Annotated in this window: 22 protein-coding genes; 7 read left to right on the top strand and 15 right to left on the bottom strand. The window is 66.5% G+C overall.

From position 1 onward, the window contains the following. Nucleotides 1–11 precede the first annotated feature (11 nt). On the top strand, nt 12–458 hold the full coding sequence (gene ftsB, locus I6I07_RS31175) for a cell division protein FtsB (RefSeq protein ID WP_198485041.1): 447 nt from the start codon (nt 12–14) through the stop codon (nt 456–458). A 75-nt stretch (nt 459–533) separates the two neighbouring features. On the opposite strand, the gene I6I07_RS31170 is transcribed toward ftsB, so the two are convergent. The 15 genes from I6I07_RS31170 to I6I07_RS31100 form a co-directional block, all read right to left on the bottom strand. Then, the gene (locus tag I6I07_RS31170; protein WP_198485038.1) at nt 534–1,283 is read right to left on the bottom strand and encodes a TadE/TadG family type IV pilus assembly protein; all 750 of its coding nucleotides are present in this window, start codon (nt 1,281–1,283) and stop codon (nt 534–536) included. Between the two features lie 73 nt (nt 1,284–1,356). Beyond that, nucleotides 1,357–2,286 (bottom strand): Hsp33 family molecular chaperone HslO, encoded by a 930-nt coding sequence (hslO, locus tag I6I07_RS31165; protein WP_198485034.1) that lies wholly within the window; start codon nt 2,284–2,286, stop codon nt 1,357–1,359. Nucleotides 2,287–2,372: 86 nt separating this feature from the next. Next, the gene (locus tag I6I07_RS31160; protein ID WP_006389349.1) at nt 2,373–2,894 is read right to left on the bottom strand and encodes a gamma carbonic anhydrase family protein; all 522 of its coding nucleotides are present in this window, start codon (nt 2,892–2,894) and stop codon (nt 2,373–2,375) included. A gap of 46 nt (nt 2,895–2,940) precedes the next feature. Then, nucleotides 2,941–4,608 (bottom strand): acyl-CoA synthetase, encoded by a 1,668-nt coding sequence (locus I6I07_RS31155; protein ID WP_198485031.1) that lies wholly within the window; start codon nt 4,606–4,608, stop codon nt 2,941–2,943. A 128-nt stretch (nt 4,609–4,736) separates the two neighbouring features. Continuing rightward, nucleotides 4,737–5,609, bottom strand: a complete 873-nt coding sequence (locus I6I07_RS31150) for a UDP-2,3-diacylglucosamine diphosphatase (RefSeq protein ID WP_116522752.1) — start codon at nt 5,607–5,609, stop codon at nt 4,737–4,739. 105 nt (nt 5,610–5,714) lie between these two features. Continuing rightward, nucleotides 5,715–6,440: a site-2 protease family protein gene (locus tag I6I07_RS31145; protein WP_116522753.1), complete on the bottom strand. Its 726-nt coding sequence runs from the start codon at nt 6,438–6,440 to the stop codon at nt 5,715–5,717. Nucleotides 6,441–6,443: 3 nt separating this feature from the next. Beyond that, nucleotides 6,444–7,352 carry a DUF2167 domain-containing protein gene (locus tag I6I07_RS31140; RefSeq protein WP_198485028.1) on the bottom strand — a complete coding sequence of 303 codons (909 nt, stop codon included), beginning with the start codon at nt 7,350–7,352 and terminating at the stop codon, nt 6,444–6,446. 151 nt (nt 7,353–7,503) lie between these two features. Continuing rightward, on the bottom strand, nt 7,504–8,019 hold the full coding sequence (locus I6I07_RS31135) for an RDD family protein (RefSeq protein WP_198485025.1): 516 nt from the start codon (nt 8,017–8,019) through the stop codon (nt 7,504–7,506). Between the two features lie 153 nt (nt 8,020–8,172). Next, nucleotides 8,173–8,361 carry a hypothetical protein gene (locus I6I07_RS31130; protein WP_006393542.1) on the bottom strand — a complete coding sequence of 63 codons (189 nt, stop codon included), beginning with the start codon at nt 8,359–8,361 and terminating at the stop codon, nt 8,173–8,175. A gap of 248 nt (nt 8,362–8,609) precedes the next feature. Beyond that, the gene (locus I6I07_RS31125) at nt 8,610–10,433 is read right to left on the bottom strand and encodes a THUMP domain-containing protein (protein WP_198485022.1); all 1,824 of its coding nucleotides are present in this window, start codon (nt 10,431–10,433) and stop codon (nt 8,610–8,612) included. A gap of 34 nt (nt 10,434–10,467) precedes the next feature. Continuing rightward, nucleotides 10,468–10,896, bottom strand: coding sequence for a CopD family protein (locus tag I6I07_RS31120; protein WP_006384749.1), 429 nt, complete (start codon nt 10,894–10,896; stop codon nt 10,468–10,470). Between the two features lie 396 nt (nt 10,897–11,292). Further along, nucleotides 11,293–12,744, bottom strand: coding sequence for a bifunctional 2-methylcitrate dehydratase/aconitate hydratase (locus I6I07_RS31115; protein WP_198485019.1), 1,452 nt, complete (start codon nt 12,742–12,744; stop codon nt 11,293–11,295). 82 nt (nt 12,745–12,826) lie between these two features. Continuing rightward, nucleotides 12,827–14,032 carry a bifunctional 2-methylcitrate synthase/citrate synthase gene (gene prpC / locus I6I07_RS31110; protein WP_198485017.1) on the bottom strand — a complete coding sequence of 402 codons (1,206 nt, stop codon included), beginning with the start codon at nt 14,030–14,032 and terminating at the stop codon, nt 12,827–12,829. Between the two features lie 96 nt (nt 14,033–14,128). Next, on the bottom strand, nt 14,129–15,019 hold the full coding sequence (gene prpB / locus I6I07_RS31105) for a methylisocitrate lyase (RefSeq protein ID WP_006393548.1): 891 nt from the start codon (nt 15,017–15,019) through the stop codon (nt 14,129–14,131). A gap of 277 nt (nt 15,020–15,296) precedes the next feature. Beyond that, a complete protein-coding gene (locus I6I07_RS31100; RefSeq protein ID WP_054429535.1) occupies nt 15,297–16,286 on the bottom strand; it encodes a malate dehydrogenase in 990 nt (329 codons plus the stop codon). A 357-nt stretch (nt 16,287–16,643) separates the two neighbouring features. Between I6I07_RS31100 and I6I07_RS31095 the strand changes: the two genes are divergently transcribed. The 6 genes from I6I07_RS31095 (at nt 16,644) to I6I07_RS31070 (ending at nt 21,149) form a co-directional block, all read left to right on the top strand. Next, nucleotides 16,644–17,423 carry a GntR family transcriptional regulator gene (locus I6I07_RS31095; protein ID WP_104021582.1) on the top strand — a complete coding sequence of 260 codons (780 nt, stop codon included), beginning with the start codon at nt 16,644–16,646 and terminating at the stop codon, nt 17,421–17,423. A gap of 121 nt (nt 17,424–17,544) precedes the next feature. Continuing rightward, on the top strand, nt 17,545–17,961 hold the full coding sequence (gene sdhC, locus I6I07_RS31090; RefSeq protein ID WP_006393551.1) for a succinate dehydrogenase, cytochrome b556 subunit: 417 nt from the start codon (nt 17,545–17,547) through the stop codon (nt 17,959–17,961). Further along, the gene (sdhD, locus tag I6I07_RS31085) at nt 17,962–18,345 is read left to right on the top strand and encodes a succinate dehydrogenase, hydrophobic membrane anchor protein (protein WP_006393552.1); all 384 of its coding nucleotides are present in this window, start codon (nt 17,962–17,964) and stop codon (nt 18,343–18,345) included. It abuts the gene before it with no gap. Between the two features lie 3 nt (nt 18,346–18,348). After that, entirely contained in the window at nt 18,349–20,127 is a 1,779-nt protein-coding gene (gene sdhA / locus I6I07_RS31080; RefSeq protein WP_198485014.1) for a succinate dehydrogenase flavoprotein subunit, read from the top strand. Nucleotides 20,128–20,145: 18 nt separating this feature from the next. Next, entirely contained in the window at nt 20,146–20,862 is a 717-nt protein-coding gene (locus I6I07_RS31075) for a succinate dehydrogenase iron-sulfur subunit (RefSeq protein ID WP_006389365.1), read from the top strand. A 26-nt stretch (nt 20,863–20,888) separates the two neighbouring features. Next, on the top strand, nt 20,889–21,149 hold the full coding sequence (locus I6I07_RS31070; protein WP_054429697.1) for a succinate dehydrogenase assembly factor 2: 261 nt from the start codon (nt 20,889–20,891) through the stop codon (nt 21,147–21,149). Nucleotides 21,150–21,152: the final 3 nt, after the last annotated feature.

Below are 21,152 nucleotides of genomic sequence, written 5' to 3'. Positions count from 1 at the left end.
GGTTCCTGCGTATGCGCCTGTTGTTCCTGGTGCTGTTCGTGCTGGTAGGGCTGATCCAGTACCCGCTCTGGCTGGGTAAGGGCGGCTGGTTCAAGGTCTGGGATCTGCAACGCCAGGTGGCGGCGCAGCGCGAGACCAACGAAGGCCTGCGCGCGCGCAACGCGGCCCTGGAAGCCGAAGTCCGCGACCTGGAAAACGGGTCCGGCGCCATCGAGGAACGGGCCCGCGGTGAACTGGGCATGATGCGCGACGGCGAAGTCTTCGTGCATATCCTGCCGCAGAACACCCAGCCGCCCGCGGGCGGCGCATCGCTGGCCACCGAGGCCGCCACCCGTCCGGCCACCCCGGTGCGCGCGAGCGCGCCGGCCACGCCCGCCAGGCCGGCCCCGGCCGCCACTTCCGCCACGCGGCCGGCCAATGCCCGGCCCGCCAACGGCAACGCCACGCCCCAACGCTGATCCGCCACGCGTCCGGGCAATGCCCGGACCCGCCCCGTCATATTCCAGTGCCGATGTCCGCGCCACCCCGTCCGTTCACGGGCAGTGGAGGCTGCGGCACGCCCCGGCCACCATGCCGGCCGGGTACGGCTGGCCGCCGCGCCAATCCACGGGATGGCTGTGCATCTCCAGCTCGAGTTCCATGCCGATCGGCACGAGGCCGTTGGCCCATGCCGCGGCCGCGTAGCTGCCGTCGGCCCGGGCCAGCGCGGCCAGCAGCGTGCGCAGCGGCGGCAACAGGGGACGGTACAGGTAGGTCAGCCGCAGCCTGAGCGTATTGGCCAGGAAGATGCTGCGGCTGTCCGGCAGGTCGGGCCGGCGCGCGTATTGCAGCGCCTGGTAGGCGTTGTCGATGGCCGGCAGGCCGCCTGGCGCGTCGGTGCGCAGCCCTGGGCGCGCATGGTCGCGGAAGGCCTGGGCGTCGGGCCGCAGGATCTCGATGCGCCAGGGGGACGCGCCCACCCGCGCGGCGATACGCGTCTGGGCGCTGGCCTGCCGGCGGCGGGCGCCGGCGTCACCGCCGCTACCGGCGTGCAACGGCAGCAGGGCCTGCTGGAACGCCGCGCGGATACGGGCGGGATCGGCGTGGGCCGTGGCGCCGGCGCGGGCCGCCTGCAACAGGGCCAGGTGGGCGACCTGGCGGGTCAGCTGCCAGCGGACGGCCTCGACCGTGCCCAGCGCCAGCAGCAGCACCAGGACGGCGACCAGGGTGAATTCGAGGGCGGCGGCGCCGCGCTGCAACGGGCGCGCGGCGCCGGAACGCGAGGCGACAAAAAAAGCGGTCATGGCCGGCCAGTGTGGCGCGGGCATGACCGCCTGTCGATTCGTACAAGCCGAGGGACGGGCCCCCGGCGCGGGTTCAGTGCACGGTGGGCGGCGCGTCGCCGTTGGCCTGCTGGCTGCCGGTGAACAGCGCGGCGCAATCGACCGCGTCGAAGACGTAGGGCTTGCCGCAGAAGTCGCAGGCCACGTCGACCTGGCCGCGTTCGGCCAGGATGTCGTCGACCTCGGCCTGGCCCAGCGAGCGCAGCATGTTGGCCACGCGCTCGCGGGTGCACGGACAGTGCCAGCGCACGGGCAGCGGATCGAACGCCACCAGCGTTTCTTCCCAGAACAGGCGGTGGATCAGGGTGTCGATCTCGGTGGTCAGCAGCTCGTCGCGCTTGAGCGTGGTGGCCAGTGCCGTGGCGCGGTCCCAGGTCTCGGTGGCGGCCTGCTCGCTGAGCGTTGTCGTGTCCGAGCCGCCGTGGTGGGGCAGGCGCTGGATCAGCATGCCGGCGGCATGGTCGGCGTCGGCGCCCAGCCACAGGCGGGTGTCGAGCTGTTCGGAGGCCTTCATGTAGTGCTGCAGGGCCTCGGCGACGGTTTCGCCTTCCAGCGGCACGATGCCCTGGTAGGCCTGCTGGCCGGGCACCTTGTGCTGGGGATCCAGCACCACGATGAAGCGGCCGTTGCCGCCGGGGTTCAGCAGGCTCTGCATGTCGCCATCGGCCGGCACCTCGTGGCCCTCGCGCACCTTGACGGTGGCGCGCAGGCTGAGGTCGGAACGGCATTCCACCACCAGCAGGGCGATGGGGCCGTCGCCCTGGATCTGCAGCACCAGCGAGCCGTCGAACTTGATGTTGGCGGCCAGCAGGGTGGAGGCCGCCACCAGTTCGCCCAGCAGGTGGGTGATGGCGGGCGGGTAGTCGTGGTTGGCCTGGACGGCCTTCCAGGTATCCGTGAGGCGCACCGCTTGGACGCGGACGCTGCGGTCTTCGAGGAGGTATTTCTTGAGCTGATCGGTCATGGCGGAATGTTAGCCGATCGGGCGGCCGATTCCCCCTGCCGGCGGCAGGGGTGTAGGCGGTTGCCGGGGTGTCCCCGGCGGCAGGCTCAGGCCAGCCGTTTCAGGGCCGTCTTGTAGTGTTGGCCGCGCGCCACGTAATGGGCGGTGTTCTTGTGCAGATTGGCGATTTCCTCGTCCGACAGCTCGCGCACGATCTTGCCGATGCCGATGACCAGGGAATTGTCCGGAATCACCCGGTCTTCCGGGATGATGGCGCCGGCGCCGATCAGGCAGTTGCGGCCGATCACGGCGTTGTTCAGCACGATCGCCTGCATGCCCACCAGGGCGCCCTCGTGGATGGTGCAGCCGTGCAGCATGGCCTGGTGGCCCACGGTGACGTTCGGGCCGATGGTCATGGGACAGCCGGTATCCACGTGCAGCACGCTGCCTTCCTGGATATTGGTGCCCTGGCGGATCAGGATGGCGTCGTTGTCGCCGCGGATCGAGACGTGCGACCAGATGCTGACGCCCGCTTCCAGCGTGACGTTGCCGATGATGTCGGCGCTGTCGGCCACGTAGGCGGCGGGGTCGATGCGGGGGATGAGGTCGTCGAGCTGGTAAATGGGCATGCCCTGTCTCCGGGTACGGCGGCGGGTCTCTGCGGACCCGCCCGCGTCATTGGGGCCTGGACGCTTGCGCGCGTTCTTCTTCGCGCAGGCGCAGGATGCGACGCTGGATTTTACCGGTGGTGGTCATGGGCAATTCGTCGACGAACTCGATTTCCTTCGGGTACTCGTAGGGCGCCAGGCGCTCGCGCACGTGTTCCTGCAGGTTCTCGATGATGTCGCTGCGGTCGCGCTGGGCGAATTCGGGCGTCAGCACGACGTAGGCCTTGACCACCGCGCCGCGCTCGGCGTCCGGCTTGGGCACCACCGCGGCATTGGCCACGGCCGGGTGCCCGATCAGGCAGCTCTCGATCTCGCCGGGACCGATGCGGTAGCCGGACGACTTGAACACGTCATCGGCGCGGCCGGCGTACCAGAGGTAGCCGTCGGCGTCGATCCGGGCCAGGTCGCCCGTCAGGCACCAGTCGCCCTTGAACTTGGCCTGGGTGGCGGCTTCGTTACGCCAGTAGCCCAGGAACAGGATCGGGTCGGGAAAGCCATGGATGTCGTAGCGATTCACGGCGATCTCGCCGGTTTCTCCGGCCGCCACCGGCTGGCCGGCGTCGTCCAGCACCGCCACGCGATGGCCGGGGTAGGGCCGGCCCATGCTGCCCGGCTTGGCCGGCCAGCGCTTCTGGCTGTTGCCGACCACGTAATTCATTTCGGTCTGGCCGAACATCTCGTTGGGCGTCACGCCCAGCGCGGACCGGCACCATTCGAAGACGGTCTCGCCGACGCTTTCGCCGGCGCTCATGATCGAGCGCAGGGCCAGCTGGTACTGATTGCGAGGCTCCGGCACGGCCTTCATCATCATCTTCAGCGCGGTCGGGAACAGGAAAGTGTTGGTGACCTGGTAGCGTTCCAGCAGCTCGAAGGCGCGCTCGACCGAGAAACGGCCGCGGGTGCCGACGATGGGGTGGCCGAAATACAGCGTCGGCAGCAGCGCGTCCATCATGCCGCCGGTCCAGGACCAGTCGGCGGGCGACCAGAACACGTCGGCGGGGCGCGGGAACCAGTCCTGCGAGGCCACGAAGCCCGGCAGGTTGCCGATCAGCGCGCTGTGCGGCAGCAGGGCGCCCTTGGGCGCGCCGGTGGTGCCGGAGGTATAGAGCAGGATGGCGGGGTCCGACGAACGCGTCGGCACCGGCTTGAATTCACTGGGTTGGCGCGCCAGCAGGCTGCGCCAGGGCAGGACACGCTCGTCGGCGAAGCCGATGCCGATAATCTGCTGCAGGTTGGGGCAATGGTCGCTGACGGCCAGCAGATTGGCGCTGGAGGCATGGTCGACGATGGCGACGCGGGTCTCCGAATCGCACAGGCGGCTCTGCAGGGCTTCCGGGCCGAACAGCGCCGACAGCGGCAGCACCACCGCGCCCACGCTGTAGATGGCCATGTGGGCGACCACGGTCTCCGGGCGTTGTCCCAAAACCACACCTACCCGGTCGCCCCGGCCCACGCCCATCTTCACCAGGCCATTGGCCAGCTGATTGGCGGCCTCGGCCAGCCGCGCATAGGTCCAGACCTCGCGGTTGCCGGCTTCATCTTCGTAGTAGATGGCGATGCGCCGCGCATCCGGACTACTGGATGCCCAGCGGTGGCAGCACGCTTCCGCTATGTTGAACTGGGTGGGAACCAGCCAGCGGAATGTTTGGTAGAGCACCTGATATTGGTCGTTCATGGCCCTATGTTGTAAGCATGTTGCAGCGTGAACGGGTCAGTTTTTGCCCGTTGCCCCAATTGCAAGCATGACCTAGAGGGCCGTGAACTGCAATATCCCCGTTGCGTAACGGGGACGTATAAGGGTTATCACGGGTGTTTGCCCTGGCGGCGCAGTGCCGACGGCAGCGCCGGCAGGGACAGCGAACGGGGTTTGCGTTGCGCCGGGTCGGCCTGGCGCTCGGCCTGGATCGCGGCCCAGTCCAGCAGCTGCAGCTGGCCGTCATGGGTCTCGGCCAGGGCCGACAGGCTTTCCACCCAGTCGCCGTCGTTGCAGTACAGGATGCCGCCGACGTCGCGCAGCTCGGCCTTGTGGATGTGGCCGCAGACCACCCCGTCCAGGCCGCGGCGGCGGGCCTCGCCGGCCAGCGCCTCCTCGAAGTCGGTGATGAACGACACCGCATTCTTGACCTTGTGCTTGAGGTATTGCGACAGCGACCAGTAATGCAGGCCCATGCGGTGGCGCAGGCGATTGAAGTGGTGGTTGATCCACAGCGCCAGCTGGTAGAGGCCGTCGCCCAGGTGCGCCAGCCAGCGGCTGTGCTGGATCACGCCGTCGAACTGGTCGCCGTGCAGCACCAGCAGGCGCAGGCCCTTGGCGGTCACGTGCACGTCCTCGTCCAGGATCTCGATGTCGCCGAAGGCATAACCGGCGAACTCGCGCGCGAACTCGTCATGGTTGCCGGGGATGAACACCACCCGGGTGCCGTTGCGGGCCTTGCGCAGGATGCGCTGGATCACATCGTTGTGGGCCCGAGGCCAGTGCCAGTGCTTGCGCAGCTGCCAGCCGTCGACGATGTCGCCGACCAGGTACAGGGTGTCGGAATCGTTGTGCTCGAGGAAATCCAGCAGGAACTCCGCCTTGCACCCGGCGGTGCCCAGGTGAATGTCGGAAATCCAGAGAGCGCGCCAGTGCGTGGGGCGGATTTCGTTCACGGTGCTATCCATGGGGGCTGTCGTCATGCCTGGGAATGAAACCATCCCGCGATGACCGTGACATGAAAAAAAAGTGACGCTGTTGTGACGGCCATCGCCGCGCCGGCGGTGACGGCCGTCAAACAGGCGGGCTCAGCCGCGCAGGTGGCCCAGCATGTCGTGCACGTCGTGGGCCATGATGGCCAGCACGCAGACCAGGCCCAGGTAGGCGCAGGTGTAGGTCAGCTTGCTTTCCAGCGTGGTGCCGTAATAGGCCTGGTTCTCGGGCAGCGACGGATCGTACTTGAAGGCCCGCACCACGTTGGGAAAGGCCAGCACGGCCACCAGGATCAGGATCGGGCTGGGGCGCCAGAAGAACAGCGCCACCAGCACCGGCACGCCCACCAGCCAGATGCGCGGCGACAGCACCGCGGTGATGCGGCCGCCGTCGAACGGCGACAGCGGGATCAGATTGAACAGGTTGATGAAGAAGCCTGCGTAGGACAGCGCCAGCAGCAGGTCGCTGCCGGTGCTGCGCGCCGCGAAGTAGCAGGCCAGCGACGCCACCGTGCCCGCCAGCGGGCCGCCCAGGCCCACGTAGGCCTCGGTGTCGGCATCGTGCGGCATGTCCTTGAGCTGGATCCAGGCGCCGACGAACGGGATGAACACCGGCGCGCCCACATCCAGCCCGCGCTGTCGCGCCGCGATGTAGTGGCCCAGTTCATGCACCAGCAGCAACAGCACGAAGCCCGCCGCGTAGCGCCAGCCGAAGATGAAGGCGTAGACCGCCACCGACAGCAGCATGGTGCCGCCGGTGGCGAACAGCTTGCCGAATTTCAGGTACTTGAGACCGGAAAACAGCAGCAGGAGCAGCTTCATTGCTTACGACTGTTGCTGGTCGGCCTTCTTGCCGCGGAAGCGCTTCCACAGGCCGCCGCCCAGCGCCGCGGCGGCGAGGATGCCGACCTTGGCGAACTTGGCCAGGAACGCGGCGATCACGGCGAACAGGCCCAGCTTCTTGGCGGCCACGCCCGCGACCAGCGCGGCCAGGCCGTATTCGGCGACCTTGTCGGTGGACGAGTTGAAGTCGGCGTAGCGCTTGCCTTCGACGTACTTGAGGTTGTCCAGCAGGGTCAGCACGGCGGTCTTGTCCTTCGGCACCAGGTTCTTCTGCGTGATCAGGTCCAGCGTGATGTAGCCGTCGCGGCCCAGCGCATAGGTGTTGTAGTTGACCGTGGGGTTGTCGTTGGCGGACTCGCCCTTGTGCTTGACGGCGACCGACCAGACCAGGCGCTGGGTGTTGCTGTCGTACTTGGGCGCCTCGACCCAGCCGTCCATGACCAGTTCGGGGAAGCCGCGCTTCTTGCGCTCGACGTTGGACTCCTCGGTGCCGTCGCGCAGGCTGTCCAGCAGCTCGCTGACGTTCCAGTTCTTGGCGTCGTCGTCCTTGATGTAGCCGGCCTTGTCGAAGTTGACGGTGATGACCCAGTCGTCATCGTCGCTCTTGGGCATGACCACGCCCAGCAGCGACGGGTCCTTGCCGTTGCCATAGGCGGCCATCAGGCGGTCGGCCTGGATGCGCGGCACGAAGAACATCGATTCGGGCAGGTGCACCACGGCCTGGTCGCCCAGCTTCACGTCGGCCGGGCCTTCCTGGGCGGCCGCGTAGGCCGCCTTCATCGCGGCTTCGATCTCCTGTTGCGCGGCGGCGTTCTGGGCCGAGGCGCCGAACGGCAGGAACAGGAGGGCACTGGCGGCGGCCAGCGACAGGCGGGAGAGGAGTGCGCGCATGATTAGTTATTGGAGCGTCTATGAAAGGGGCCCCATTGTCTTTGCGCGCGACTTTCAACTTTCTGAAAGCAAGCACCAAATTCGCCGCACGATTTTGCCAGTTGTAAGCAGGTATGTTCAGCGCGCGGTCAGCCGTGCGCGGTCATCTGGTTCAACGCGCTTTCTTGCGCTGCGGCGCGTTGCGCAGGCGGGTGCCGAGCAGGCGGTCGTGCAGGAACTGGCCGTCCGGATCGACCCACGACCAGAGGAAGATCGTGAACGGCGCGGCCACGATGAACATATCCATCGACGGCCAGCCGGTGGCGCTGGCGGCGGCCCAGACCACGGCGGCGCCGGCCAGCACCAGCGGCCAGGCCAGCACGTAGCGCAGGATCAGGCGCGCGGTGGAGGGCGGGTTGCCGTCGCGATCGACCAGGCGGATGTTCCAGGTCTTCATCGGCAGCGTCTGGCCGCGGCGGCGCCAGCACAGCACGAAATAGGCGCCGATCGCCACGAACAGCCAGGCCTGGCGCAGCGGCCGCAATGCCAGCGCGTTGCGGCTCTGGGTCAGCGTATCCATCAGGTAGCCGGCCAGGAACACGACGCCGAACAGCAGCACGGCTTCGTACATCATGCAGGCGAACCGGCGCAGCCGGTTGGGGGTCTGGTCGAGGAAGGCGTCTGTCATGGGTCGGTATTATCCGACAAAGCCGCCGCCCGGTGGGTTGACGGCTTCCCGGTGCCGACCATAAAAAAAACCCGCCGGTAAGGGCGGGTCTATAAAAGGGGCTATGCAGCCCCCAAGGGGAAATCGTTCAGGCCCGAAGGCCTGGGTCCTGCTTCAGGCGGCGGAGTGCGCGTTCTTGGCGCTCGTCTTGCCAGCCAGGGCACGGACGCCGTGGGCCAGCTTACGCAGGCCTGCGGCCAACGCACGCATCGGGTGCGGGCGGAACTGTTCTTCAATAGCCTGGAGCATCAGTTGACGCTCGAGTTCGTCGGTCAGGCGGATGGTGTTGTTCGGGTTGATCACAATAGCCTCCACGGGCTTGCACTGTTGTTTAGCTACTAGGGATAACCCGAATTATAGGGTTAACCCTGAAACTGTGCAAGCACCTGGTGCGTATCGGCAACACCTTGGTGCTGATGATGCCCCAAATCGGCGCCGCGGGGCACCATAAGCAAAGATACGGGCGCGATGTTGCGGCGCTTTTACAACGCGCGGCCGGCAGAAAAAAGGAGGGCGCCCGGGGGAGAACCGCCCCGGGCGTGAGGGGCGCGTCAGGCGTCGCGGTAGCCGGCGGCGACCAGCTCGAAGCCGAACAGGCGGCAGTCCAGCGCGCCGTTGTGCAGCGGCACGCGGCGCTTGGGCTTGAGGCGCATCTGGTTGGGCAGGGTCAGATCGCTGGTGATGACGTGCAGCTGCCAGCCGGCGAAATTGCGCTTCAGGCAGGTGGCCCAGTCGCGCCACAGGTCGGCGTCCTGCTCGGTCGCCATGCGCTCGCCATAGGGCGGGTTGGTGACGATCCAGCCATGGTCGGCCGGCGCCTGCACCTCGCGGGCGTCGCCCACCTCGAAACGGATCGAGTCGGCGGTGAGCCAGGCGCGTTCGGCGTTGTTGCGGGCGAATTCGATGGCCTGCGGGTCCAGGTCGTAGCCGACCAGCGGGGCGTCCAGCTGCGGCAGGATGCGCGCGCGGGCGTCGTCCTTCAGGTCGCGCCAGCGGTAGGCGTCGTGGCCGCGCAGGCGCTCGAAGCCGAACGGGCGCGAGATGCCGGGAGGCACGCCCAGCGCGATCCAGGCGGCTTCGATCAGGATGGTGCCGGAACCGCAGAACGGGTCCAGCAGCGGCGCGGCCGGGTCCCAGCCCGCCAGCGCCAGCATGCCGGCGGCCAGGTTCTCGCGCAGCGGCGCGTCGCCCTTGTCCAGGCGCCAGCCGCGCTTGAACAGCGATTCGCCCGAGGTGTCCAGGTACAGCGTGGCGGTGTGACCGGTCAGGAACAGGTGCACGCGCGCGTCCGGGCGGACCGTGTCGATGCTGGGGCGTTCGCCTTCCAGCTCGCGCAAGCGGTCGCAGATGCCGTCCTTGGCGCGCAGGTTGCAGTACTGCAGGCTCTGCACCGGGCTCTTGATCGCCGAGGTGTCCACGCGCAGCGTCTGCTCGGCGCCGAACCAGCGTTCCCAGGGGGTGTCGCGGGCCAGGTCGAGGATGTCGTCTTCGTGCGAGATCTCGGCGTGGGCAACCTGCACCAGGATGCGGGTGGCCAGGCGCGAATACAGGTTGGCGCGCTGCACGCCAGTCCAGTCGGCGGTGAAGGAACAGCCGGCGCGGCCGGCTTCGGCGTCGTCGTAGCCCAGGGCCTGCATCTCGGCGGTCAGGGCTTCTTCCAGGCCCTGCGGGCAGGGGGCGAAGACCTTGAAAAGCTCTGCTTGGCGCGGTTCGCGCGGGCGGCGTTCGCGGATCTCGACGGCGGGCGCGTGGTCGCGCGGCGCGTTGTCGTCGCGGGCCGGGCCGGCATGGATCGGCGCGTCGTCGTCGTAATCGGGTTCCGGCGCGAACTCGGGCGCGGGGCCGTCGTCCTCGAACGGATCGTAGAAACGGCCGGCGGGCGTGGCCGGGGCGATGTACTGGTCGTCCAGGCGCGGCGCGCGCTGCGGCGTGCGGCCCGACCGCGGCGCCGGCGCGGCATCGCGACGCGGACTGTCGTTGCGGGCGTCATCGCCACGGCGGGGGCGGTCGTTGCGCGGTCCATCGCCGCGACGCGGACTGTCGCTGCGGGGGCCATCGCCGCGACGCGGGCTGTCGCTGCGCGGGCCGTCGCCACGACGCGGATTGTCGCCACGGGGGCCGTCTGCGCGGCGCGGGCCGTCGCCGCGTTCACGGTCGTCCGGCCGGCGCGTGGCGCGGGCGGCGGCCTGGCGCTGCTGGTAGCCCTCGGGGTCCTTCTGGCGTTCGACGTTGTCCTTGGCGCGCTCGTTCTGGGCGACCAGGCGGGCACGGGCGCCGGTGCGCACGCGCTTGGGCGCGGCTTCGGCATGCGCGTCGCGCGCGGTCTTCTTGATCGTCAGCGTCTTGCGCGGGCGGTCCTGGTCATCAGCGGACATACGAATCCTGGCGAATGTGCAAAGGTAGGGGGAATCAGAAGGGTTTGACGACGACCAGCGCCACCACCACCAAGAGCAGCAAGACGGGAACTTCGTTGAACCAGCGATAGAACTTGTGCGAACGGGTGTTCTTGCCCTGTTCGAATTTTCGCAGCATGACGCCACAGGCGTGATGGTAGCCGATGACGAGCAGGACGAAAAAGAGCTTGGCGTGCATCCAGCCGTTGCCGGGGCCGACGCCGATGCCGTAGCCCAGGTACAGCCACATCCCCAGCGCCACGGCCACGACCGCCAGGATGGTGGTGAAGCGGTAGAGGCGGCGCGCCATGCCGAGCAGGGTGACCTGCACGGCCGAATCCGATTGCTGGGCCAGGTTCACGAAGATGCGGGGCAGGTAGAACAGGCCGGCGAACCAGGAGGCGATGAAGACGATGTGGAAGGTTTTTACCCAGAGCATGGACATGGTGGGGTTCGGTCTTTGTTTTCTTGGGGAAGGGAGATTGTAATTGCTGGGGGCGGGTGGTTCTTCGTAGGTCGCCCGTCGCGGTGGCGGTTTTGGGGGCGGGCGCCCACGATTGCGGTCCGGAGCGTTCGCTCCGGACTGCCCCTTACTCAACCTCGTCCGCCTTCGGCTCCCTTCGGTTTCCGTCGGGCGCATCGAGGTTGCCCGCCCCCAAAACCGCCACCGCGACGGGCTACGGGTTTCGAGAAATGGTGCGCTGCCAGATCGGTGGGGGTCTGGAGAGGTTTGCGGGGCCCGTCAAGGCCGGCCGCGCGGGCGGCCGGTCTTGACTTACGTGGTGGTTTGCGTCGGGAGGGTGTTCGCTGCGCGGTGGTGGGGAGGTGTTTGCTTGTCGCCTTAGATCACATACAAGTCGACGTACTCGTGGACCGGCATCGCTTCCAGCTTTTTCTGGTCCAGCGAGGCTTCCAGGATGCGGGACTGTTGGCGGGCGGGGAAGATGCGGGCGAGGTTGGTGCGGAACTTGGCTTCCAGTTGGGGGATGCCGTCGGCGCGGCGGCGTTTGTGGCCGATGGGGTATTCGCAGACGACCTCGTCGAGCTGGGTGCCGTCGGTGAACCGGACGGTGAGGGCGTTGGCGATGGAGCGCTTGTCGGGGTCGTGATAGTCGCGGGTGTAGGCCGGGTCCTCGACGCAGGTGATCTTGTCGCGCAGGGCGTCGATGCGCGGGTCGGCGGCGACGTCGTCCTCGTAGTCGGCGGCGGTCAGGCGGCCGAACAGGATCGGGACGGCGACCATGTACTGGATGCAGTGGTCGCGGTCGGCGGGATTGTTCAGCGGGCCCTTCTTGTCGATGATGCGGATGCACGCCTCGTGGGTGCGGATGGTGATGCTGGCGATGTCGTCGGCGGACTTGCCCAGCGTCTTCAGGCGGTCGTGGATCTGCATGGCGCATTCAACCGCGGTCTGCGAGTGGAACTCGGCCGGGAACGAGATCTTGAACAGCACGTTTTCCATGACGTAGCTGCCGTAGGGGCGCTGGAACCTGAACGGCTGGCCCTTGAACAGCACGTCGTAGAAGCCCCAGGTCTTGGCCGACAGCACCGAGGGGTAGCCCATCTCGCCGGTGCGGGCGATCAGCGCCAGGCGCACGGCGCGGCTGGTGGCGTCGCCGGCGGCCCAGCTCTTGCGGCTGCCGGTGTTGGGGGCGTGGCGATAGGTGCGCAGGCTCTGGCCGTCGACCCAGGCCAGCGAGACGGCGTTGATGACTTCGTCGCGGGTGAGGCCCAGCATCTGCGCCACCACGGCGGTGGATGCCACCTTGACCAGCACCACGTGGTCCAGGCCGACCTTGTTGAAGGAGTTTTCCAGCGCGATGCAGCCCTGGATCTCGTGCGCCTTGATCATGCCGGTCAGCACGGCCCGCATCGTCAGGGGCGGCTTGCCGGCGGCGACGGCGGTGCGCGAGAGCCAGTCGGCGGTGGCCAGGATGCCGCCCAGGTTGTCGGACGGGTGGCCCCATTCGGCGGCGAGCCAGGTGTCGTTGAAATCGAGCCAGCGGATCATCGCGCCGATGTTGAACGCGGCTTGCACCGGATCCAGCTGGAACTGGGTGCCGGGCACCTTGGCGCCGTGCGGCACGACGGTGCCGGGGACGACCGGGCCCAGCAGCTTGCGGCACGCCGGATATTCCAGCGCTTCCAGGCCGCAGCCGAGGGTGTCGATCAGGCAGTTGCGAGCGGTCTCGTAGGCCAGGCCGCTCTGGATTTCATAGTTCAGTACGTAGTCGGCGATATCGACCAGGACCTGGTCGGGCTCGGGACGGACGTTGGAGATCGGGGCAGACATTTGGTACCTCTCCTGAGTGTTTACAGGCGGCACTGGGCCCGCGCGGCGCGGGGGAAGGCGTCGGCAGGCCCATGTCGTCGTCTTACTTGCGCTTGTCGATCGGCACGAACTTCTGATCTTCCGGGCCGACGTAGTTGGCGGTCGGGCGGATGATCTTGTTGTCGACGCGCTGCTCGATGATGTGGGCCGACCAGCCCGCCGTGCGCGCGATCACGAACAGCGGAGTGAACATGGCGGTGGGCACGCCCATCATGTGGTAGCTGACGGCCGAGAACCAGTCCAGGTTGGGGAACATCTTCTTGATGTCCCACATGACCGTCTCAAGGCGTTCGGCGATGTCGAACATCTTGGTGCTGCCGGCCTTCTTGGAGAGCTTCTTGGCCACTTCCTTGATGACCTTGTTGCGCGGGTCGGACACGGTGTAGACCGGGTGGCCGAAGCCGATGATGACTTCCTTGGCCTCGACGCGGCGGCGGATGTCGGCCTCGGCTTCGTCGGGCGTCTCGTAGCGTTTCTGCACGTCGAAGGCGACCTCGTTGGCGCCGCCGTGCTTGGGGCCGCGCAGCGCGCCGATGGCGCCGGTGATGGCCGAGAACATGTCCGAGCCGGTGCCGGCGATGACGCGGGCGGTGAAGGTGGACGCGTTGAACTCGTGCTCGGCGTACAGGTTCAGCGAGATGTGCATCGCCTTGACCCATTCGTCGCTCGGCTTCTCGCCGTGCAGCAGGTGCAGGAAGTGGCCGCCGATGCTGTCATCGTCGGTCTGCACGTCGATCACGCGGCCGTTGTGGCTGTAGTGGTACCAGTACAGCAGGGCCGAGCCCAGGTTGGCCATCAGGCGGTCGGCGATGTCGCGCGCGCCGGGCAGGTTGTGGTCGTCCTTCTCGGGCAGCACGCAGCCGAGCACCGAGACGGCCGTGCGCATCACGTCCATCGGGTGGCTGGCGGCGGGCAGCGCTTCGAGCGCGTCCTGCAGTTGCACCGGCAGGCCGCGCAGCGAGCGCAGCTTTTCCTTGTAGGCCTTCAGTTCGGCCTTGTTGGGCAGCTTGCCGTGGACCAGCAGGTGGGCGATTTCCTCGAACTCGCTGGTGTGGGCGATGTCCAGGATGTCGTAGCCGCGGTAGTGCAGGTCGTTGCCGCTGCGGCCGACGGTACACAGCGCGGTGTTGCCGGCGACCACGCCGGACAGCGCGACCGATTTCTTGGGCTTGAAGCCGGCCTTTTCTTCCGGCTTGGCGGCCGGGGGGGCGTCCGTCTTGGCTGCTTGCTTCTTGGGAGCCGTGCTCATGTCTCTACTCCTTTCCTTTCGCGGTGGTCGATGCAATGCAATGGGGGAAGCGGGGCGCCGCGGGGTTGCCGCGGCGCCGGATACGGTGGCGCGCGCTCAGGCCTTGCCCTTCTGGAACAGGGCGTCCAGGCGCGATTCGAATTCGTGGTAGCCGATGCGGTCGTACAGTTCTTCGCGCGTCTGCATCAGGTCGACCACGTTCTTCTGGTGGCCGTCGCGGCGGATCGCGGTGTAGACGGCCTCGGCGGCCTTGTTCATGGCGCGGAAGGCCGACAGCGGGTAGAGCACCATGCCCACGCCCACGCTCTTGAGCTCTTCCACCGAGAACAGCGGCGTCTTGCCGAATTCGGTGATGTTGGCCAGCACCGGCACGTTGACGGCCTTGACGAATCGGTCGTAGGTCGGCAGGTCGTAGGCGGCTTCGGCGAAGATGGCGTCGGCGCCGGCTTCGACGCAGGCCAGCGCGCGCTCGATAGCGGCGTCCACGCCGTGCGAGGCGATGGCGTCGGTGCGCGCGATCAGGTAGAAGTCGCTGTCGGTGCGGGCGTCGGCCGCGGCCTTGACGCGGTCGGCCATTTCCTCGGTGCTGACGATTTCCTTGCCCGGGCGGTGGCCGCAGCGCTTGGCGCCGACCTGGTCCTCGATGTGGCAGGCGGCGGCGCCGAACTTGATGAGGCTCTTGACGGTGCGGGCGATGTTGAATGCCGACGGGCCGAAACCGGTGTCGATGTCGACCAGCAGCGGCACGTCGCAGACGTCGGTGATGCGGCGCACGTCCGTCAGCACGTCGTCCATGGTGTTGATGCCCAGGTCGGGCAGGCCCAGCGAACCCGCCGCCACGCCGCCGCCCGAAAGATAGATGGCGCGGTAGCCGGCGCGCTTGGCCAGCAGGGCGTGGTTGGCGTTGATGGCGCCGATGATCTGCAGCGGGCTTTCTTCGGCGAGCGCGCGGCGGAACAGGGCGCCGGCGGATTCGGGTCTGGACATGAGGAGTCTCCGTTATAGAGGGCCGGGTGTCGTGACGTTGCCCCGGCTGGGATGGCTGGGTCTGCGGGCCTGCGGCGGGTGGCCGTGCCGGATCGGGCTCCGGCGCCTGGCCACGACCTTACCGCGGTCGCGGAACGTAAATCTGTCCCCTTCGCGACAATTCATTGCGCGGGCGCAAAGAGACAGGTTTGCGTTCCGCGGACGGCGCATCCGTTGACGCGCCGTCCGCTTGCGAATTGGGCCCGCGTCAACGGGCCCAATTCTGCTTGATGACTGCTTACTTCAGCAGGTCCTTGACGCCGTCGCGCTCTTCGAGGAGCTCTTTCAGCGTGAAGTCCAGGCGCTCACGCGAGAAGGCGTCGATTTCCAGGCCTTCGACGCGCTTGTATTCGCCGTTTTCGGTCGTGACCGGCACGCCGTAGATGATGCCTTCGGGGATGCCGTAGGAGCCATCCGACGGGATGCCCATGGTGACCCACTTGCCGTTGCTGCCCAGGACCCAGTCACGCACGTGGTCGATGGCGGCGTTGGCGGCCGAGGCGGCCGACGACAGGCCACGGGCCTCGATGATGGCGGCGCCGCGCTTGCCCACGGTGGGGATGAACGTGTCGCGGTTCCAGGCGTCGTCGTTGATCAGCTTGGACAGCGATTCGCCGCCGACGGTGGCGAAGCGGAAGTCGGGGTACATGGTGGGCGAGTGGTTGCCCCACACGACCAGCTTCTCGATGTCGGCCACGGCCTTGCCCGACTTGGCGGCCAGTTGCGACAGGGCGCGGTTGTGGTCCAGGCGCAGCATGGCGGTGAAGTTCTTGGCGGGCAGGTCCGGCGCCGACTTCATGGCGATGTAGGCGTTGGTGTTGGCCGGGTTGCCGACCACCAGGACCTTGACGTTGCGGCTGGCGACGTCGTTCAGGGCCTTGCCCTGGGCCGTGAAGATCTGGGCGTTGACCGACAGCAGGTCCTTGCGTTCCATGCCGGGGCCGCGCGGGCGGGCGCCGACCAGCAGGGCCACGTCCGCGTCCTTGAACGCCGTGCGCGGATCGCTGTGGGCGGTGACTTCCTGCAGCAGCGGGAAGGCGCAGTCATCCAGTTCCATGATGACGCCCTTCAGGGCCTTTTGCGCTTTCTCGTCGGGGATTTCGAGCAGTTGCAGAATGACGGGCTGATCTTTGCCCAGCATTTCGCCGGAGGCGATGCGGAACAGCAGGGCGTAACCGATTTGGCCGGCGGCGCCGGTGACGGCGACACGCAAGGCAGGCTTAGACATGGACGTTCTCCGTAATGGTGTGGCGAGAAAAAAATCTCACCAATCAGTGTAATCCGTTGAGCGGCGAAGACCCTCCGCGCGCGAGGGGCGGACAGGTTGCCGGACAGACAGAAATCCTAGAACTAATTTACGGGTGCGTCAATTGATCTTATATCTTATATAAGACATAAGACGTTGGACAGCGCCGCCCCCGATATGCCACAATAGAGCGTTTGTTCGAATGCGCCGCAGCACCGCCGGCTGCGCGCCTGTATCAGGCCAGAACACCGGCAACGCAGCAGCGCATGCGAATGGAAACCGCATCGTTTGCGCTGCCTTTCCATTCTCCGGATGAACATGACACTTCCAAGACGATCCATGGCAGACCCCCGGCCCGAAACTCCCCTACGCACACGCGCCGCCCGTCCGACGGGCGAGGGGGCCGCTTTCAGTCCGCTGTACCGCCAGATCAAGGACCTGCTCGTGCAGAGCCTGGACCGCGGCGAATGGAAGCCCGGCGAACTCATCCCCAGCGAAATCGATCTGGCCGCCCGTTTCCAGGTGAGCCAGGGCACGGTGCGCAAGGCGGTCGATGAGCTGGCCGCCGAACACTTGCTGCTGCGTCGCCAGGGCAAGGGCACCTTCGTCGCCACCCACCATGAAGCCCGCGTGCGCTACCGTTTCCTGCGCCTGGCCCCCGATGAAGAGGGCGAGGCCGTGCGGGCGGAAAGCCGCATCCTCGAGTGCCGTCGCCTGCGCGCCCCGGCCGAGATCGCGCGCGCGCTCGATCTGCGCGCCGGCGAAACCGTGATCTCGATCCGCCGGCTGCTGTGCATGGGGCAGGTGCCCACCGTGCTGGACGACATCTGGCTGCCCGGATCGATCTTCCGCGGCCTCACCCAGGAGCTGCTGACCGCCAACAAGGCGCCGCTCTATGGCCTGTTTGAATCCGAGTTCGGCGTGAGCATGGTGCGCGCGGACGAAAAGCTGCGCGCCGTGGCGGCGCCGGCCGAAGTCTGTACGTGGCTTAATGTTGCCGCCGGCGCGCCGTTGTTGCAGGTGGATCGTGTGTCGTACACGTATGGTGACCGCCCCATGGAAATTCGCCGGGGCTTGTACTTGACCGATCGCTACCACTACCGCAATAGTCTGAATTGATGAGCTTTTTATCTACGATTTGATACCAACCCAATCTCTGGGCGAAAATACCGTGTTTGCCCGCAAGGGCCACGGCATTAGCGCCGTCACGATTCCCTAGTTCCGAAACACCGAGGCCGTCATGTCCGACACCGCTGCCAAGCCACGTCCGCAGTTTCGCAATATTGGGCTTGCCCAAGTTGCGTTCTCCTATCGCCTGCCCCTGGCCGGCAAGCTGTCCATCCTGCACCGCATCAGCGGCATACTGCTGTTCCTCTGTTTGCCCTTGGTCATCGTTCCGCTGTTCGCAGCGAGCGTGGCCGCGCCGCAGTCGTTCGCATGGATCGCCTCCATCGCGGCCAACCCGATCGTCAAGCTGGTCTTCCTGGTCCTGATCTGGGGCTACCTGCACCACTTCTGTGCCGGCATCCGCTACCTGCTGCTGGACCTGCACCTGGGTATCGACAAGCTGTCGGCCAAGAAAAGCGCCGGCGTGGTCTTCGGTGTCAGCCTGGCGCTGACGCTGGTGTTCGGTCTCAAACTGTTCGGAGTGCTGTAAATGGCCGCCGCTAAAAACTACGGACCCAAGCGCCTGGTCGTCGGCGCCCATTATGGCGTCATGGACTTCATCATCCAGCGCATCACCGCCGTCATCATGGCCGTGTACACGCTGGTGCTGCTCATCGGCATCCTGACGATGCCCGCCTTCACGTACGAACACTGGGTCAAGCTGTTCAATTTCTACGTGGGCTTCATTCCGGTTGGCCAGATCCTGGCCTCCCTTGCCTTCTTTGCGTTGGCCTGGCATGCCTGGATTGGCGTGCGCGACATCTGGATGGACTACGTCAAGCCGGTGGGCCTGCGCCTGCTGCTGCAAGTGCTGACGATCCTCTGGTTGATCGGTACGGTCGTTTACTTCGCGCAAATCCTCTGGAGCATCTAAGCCGTGGTCTCTGTCCTGAAATCCTTGCCGCGCCGCCAGTTTGATGTGGTGGTCGTTGGCGCCGGCGGAGCCGGCATGCGTTGTTCGCTGCAACTGTCCCAAGCGGGCCTGTCCGTTGCAGTGCTGTCCAAAGTGTTCCCCACGCGTTCGCACACCGTGGCCGCACAAGGCGGCGTGAGCGCCTCGCTGGGCAACATGAGCGAAGACAACTGGTACTGGCACATGTACGACACCGTCAAGGGGTCGGACTGGCTGGGCGACCAGGACGCCATCGAATTCATGTGCCGCGAAGCCCCGAACGCCGTGTACGAGCTCGAGCACTTCGGCATGCCGTTCGACCGCAACCCCGACGGCACCATCTACCAGCGTCCGTTCGGCGGCCACACCGCCAACTTCGGTGAAAAGCCGGTCCAGCGCGCCTGTGCCGCTGCCGACCGTACCGGTCACGCGCTGCTGCACACCCTGTACCAGCGCAACGTTGCCGCCCGCACCCAGTTCTTCGTCGAATGGATGGCGCTGGACCTGCTGCGCAACGAAGCCGGCGACGTCCTGGGCGTGACCGCCCTCGAAATGGAAACGGGCGAAATCTACATCCTGGAAGCCAAGACCACGGTGCTGGCCACCGGCGGCGCCGGCCGTATCTGGGCCGCGTCCACCAACGCCTTCATCAACACCGGTGACGGCCTGGGCATGGCCGCCCGCGCGGGCATCCCGCTGCAGGACATGGAATTCTGGCAATTCCACCCGACCGGCGTGGCCGGCGCCGGCGTGCTGATCACCGAAGGCGTGCGCGGCGAAGGCGGCATCCTGCTGAACAAGGACGGCGAGCGTTTCATGGAACGCTACGCGCCCACGCTGAAGGATCTGGCCCCGCGTGACTTCGTGTCGCGCTCGATGGACCAGGAAATCAAGGAAGGCCGCGGTTGCGGTCCGGACGGCAGCTACGTGGTGCTCAAGCTCGATCACCTCGGCGCCGACGTCATCAACAAGCGTCTGCCCTCGATCCGCGAAATCGCCATCAAGTTCGGCAACGTCGACCCGATCAAGGAACCGATCCCCGTCGTCCCGACCATCCACTACCAGATGGGCGGCATCCCGGCCAACTACCACGGCCAGGTGCTGACGCGCGAAAACGGCGAGAACAAGATCGTCAACGGCCTGTACGCCATCGGCGAATGCGCCGCGGTGTCGGTGCACGGCGCCAACCGCCTGGGCACCAACTCGCTGCTGGACCTGATCGTGTTCGGTCGCGCCACCGGCAACCACATCGTCAATTCGCATCCGGAACGCCAGCACGCGCACCAGCCCGTGCCGCAGCAAGCCGTCGAATTCTCGCTGGACCGCGTCAACAAGCTGGAATCGCGCACTTCGGGCGAGAAGACCCAGGACATCGGCAACGCCATCCGCTTCTCGATGCAGCGCCACTGCGGCGTGTTCCGCACGCTGGAACTGCTGAACGAAGGCGTGACCCAGATCGAAGACCTGGCCAAGCAAGCCGACAACATCTACTTCAAGGACAAGTCCAAGGTGTTCAACACCGCGCGCGTCGAGGCGCTGGAACTGGCCAACATGACCGAAGTGGCCCGCGCCACCATCAAGTCGGCCGCCAACCGCACCGAAAGCCGTGGCGCCCATGCGCTGGACGACCACCCGACCCGCGACGACGAGAACTGGCTCAAGCACACGCTGTGGTACTCCGAAGGCAGCCGCCTGGATTACAAGCCTGTGCAGATGAAGCCGCTGACGGTCGAGTCCTTCCCGCCCAAGGCGCGTACCTTCTAAGTCCGGATAGAGCCTACTATGAGCACCAAGAGAATCGTCAAGTTCGAAATCTACCGCTACGATCCGGACAAGGACGAGCGCCCGTACATGCAGAAGCTGGAAGTCGAACTCCAGCCCACCGACAAGATGCTGCTCGATGCGCTGGTGCGCATCAAGAACGACGTCGATGACAGCCTGGCCCTGCGCCGCTCGTGCCGTGAAGGCGTGTGCGGTTCGGACGCCATGAACATCAACGGCAAGAACGGCCTGGCCTGCACGACGAACCTGCGCGAGCTGAAGGAACCGATCGTGCTGCGCCCGCTGCCGGGCCTGCCCGTGATCCGCGACCTGATCGTGGACATGACGCACTTCTTCAACCAGTACCACTCGATCCGCCCGTACCTCATCAACGACACGCCGCCGCCCGAGAAAGAGCGCCTGCAGTCGCCCGAGGCGCGCGAAGAGCTGGACGGCCTGTACGAGTGCATCCTGTGCGCGTGCTGTTCCACTTCCTGCCCGTCGTTCTGGTGGAATCCGGACAAGTTCGTCGGCCCCGCCGGCCTGCTGCAAGCCTACCGCTTCATCGCCGACAGCCGCGACGAAGCCACCGGCGAGCGTCTGGACAACCTGGAAGACCCGTACCGCCTGTTCCGTTGCCATACCATCATGAACTGCGTCGACGTCTGTCCCAAGGGGCTGAACCCGACCAAGGCCATTGGCAAGATCAAGGAACTGATGGTCCGTCGGACGGTCTAGTAGTTTGGTGTATTTAAGGTGTAATGATGAGCAGGCTTACTGAACTGGAACGGGCGCGTCTGCGTTGGCGGGCGCGCCGGGGCCTGCTCGAAAACGACTTGATCATCACCCGGTATCTCGACGCCCACGAAGCCGAGCTTACCGACGATGACGTGACGGCATTGACGCAGCTCTTCGAGTTGGGAGACAACGATCTTCTCGACCTGCTGCTGGCCCGCAAGGAACTCGAGGGCGAACTCGACACGCCCCGACTCCGCGGCATCATCGGCCAGATGCGGTCGCTCTGATTA

The organism is Achromobacter deleyi (genome assembly GCF_016127315.1).
In the GTDB taxonomy this organism is placed as follows: domain Bacteria; phylum Pseudomonadota; class Gammaproteobacteria; order Burkholderiales; family Burkholderiaceae_B; genus Achromobacter; species Achromobacter insuavis_A.
This window is presented reverse-complemented; position numbering and strand designations above follow the sequence as displayed.

What these genes read in the sequence shown, in the direction of transcription:
- ftsB (WP_198485041.1), top strand. Translation starts at nt 12, where the DNA reads ATGCGCCTGTTGTTCCTGGTGCTGTTCGTGCTGGTAGGGCTGATCCAG.
- I6I07_RS31170 (WP_198485038.1), bottom strand. Translation starts at nt 1,283, where the DNA reads ATGACCGCTTTTTTTGTCGCCTCGCGTTCCGGCGCCGCGCGCCCGTTG.
- hslO (WP_198485034.1), bottom strand. Translation starts at nt 2,286, where the DNA reads ATGACCGATCAGCTCAAGAAATACCTCCTCGAAGACCGCAGCGTCCGC.
- I6I07_RS31160 (WP_006389349.1), bottom strand. Translation starts at nt 2,894, where the DNA reads ATGCCCATTTACCAGCTCGACGACCTCATCCCCCGCATCGACCCCGCC.
- I6I07_RS31155 (WP_198485031.1), bottom strand. Translation starts at nt 4,608, where the DNA reads ATGAACGACCAATATCAGGTGCTCTACCAAACATTCCGCTGGCTGGTT.
- I6I07_RS31150 (WP_116522752.1), bottom strand. Translation starts at nt 5,609, where the DNA reads ATGACGACAGCCCCCATGGATAGCACCGTGAACGAAATCCGCCCCACG.
- I6I07_RS31145 (WP_116522753.1), bottom strand. Translation starts at nt 6,440, where the DNA reads ATGAAGCTGCTCCTGCTGCTGTTTTCCGGTCTCAAGTACCTGAAATTC.
- I6I07_RS31140 (WP_198485028.1), bottom strand. Translation starts at nt 7,352, where the DNA reads ATGCGCGCACTCCTCTCCCGCCTGTCGCTGGCCGCCGCCAGTGCCCTC.
- I6I07_RS31135 (WP_198485025.1), bottom strand. Translation starts at nt 8,019, where the DNA reads ATGACAGACGCCTTCCTCGACCAGACCCCCAACCGGCTGCGCCGGTTC.
- I6I07_RS31125 (WP_198485022.1), bottom strand. Translation starts at nt 10,433, where the DNA reads ATGTCCGCTGATGACCAGGACCGCCCGCGCAAGACGCTGACGATCAAG.
- I6I07_RS31120 (WP_006384749.1), bottom strand. Translation starts at nt 10,896, where the DNA reads ATGTCCATGCTCTGGGTAAAAACCTTCCACATCGTCTTCATCGCCTCC.
- I6I07_RS31115 (WP_198485019.1), bottom strand. Translation starts at nt 12,744, where the DNA reads ATGTCTGCCCCGATCTCCAACGTCCGTCCCGAGCCCGACCAGGTCCTG.
- prpC (WP_198485017.1), bottom strand. Translation starts at nt 14,032, where the DNA reads ATGAGCACGGCTCCCAAGAAGCAAGCAGCCAAGACGGACGCCCCCCCG.
- prpB (WP_006393548.1), bottom strand. Translation starts at nt 15,019, where the DNA reads ATGTCCAGACCCGAATCCGCCGGCGCCCTGTTCCGCCGCGCGCTCGCC.
- I6I07_RS31100 (WP_054429535.1), bottom strand. Translation starts at nt 16,286, where the DNA reads ATGTCTAAGCCTGCCTTGCGTGTCGCCGTCACCGGCGCCGCCGGCCAA.
- I6I07_RS31095 (WP_104021582.1), top strand. Translation starts at nt 16,644, where the DNA reads ATGGCAGACCCCCGGCCCGAAACTCCCCTACGCACACGCGCCGCCCGT.
- sdhC (WP_006393551.1), top strand. Translation starts at nt 17,545, where the DNA reads ATGTCCGACACCGCTGCCAAGCCACGTCCGCAGTTTCGCAATATTGGG.
- sdhD (WP_006393552.1), top strand. Translation starts at nt 17,962, where the DNA reads ATGGCCGCCGCTAAAAACTACGGACCCAAGCGCCTGGTCGTCGGCGCC.
- I6I07_RS31075 (WP_006389365.1), top strand. Translation starts at nt 20,146, where the DNA reads ATGAGCACCAAGAGAATCGTCAAGTTCGAAATCTACCGCTACGATCCG.
- I6I07_RS31070 (WP_054429697.1), top strand. Translation starts at nt 20,889, where the DNA reads ATGAGCAGGCTTACTGAACTGGAACGGGCGCGTCTGCGTTGGCGGGCG.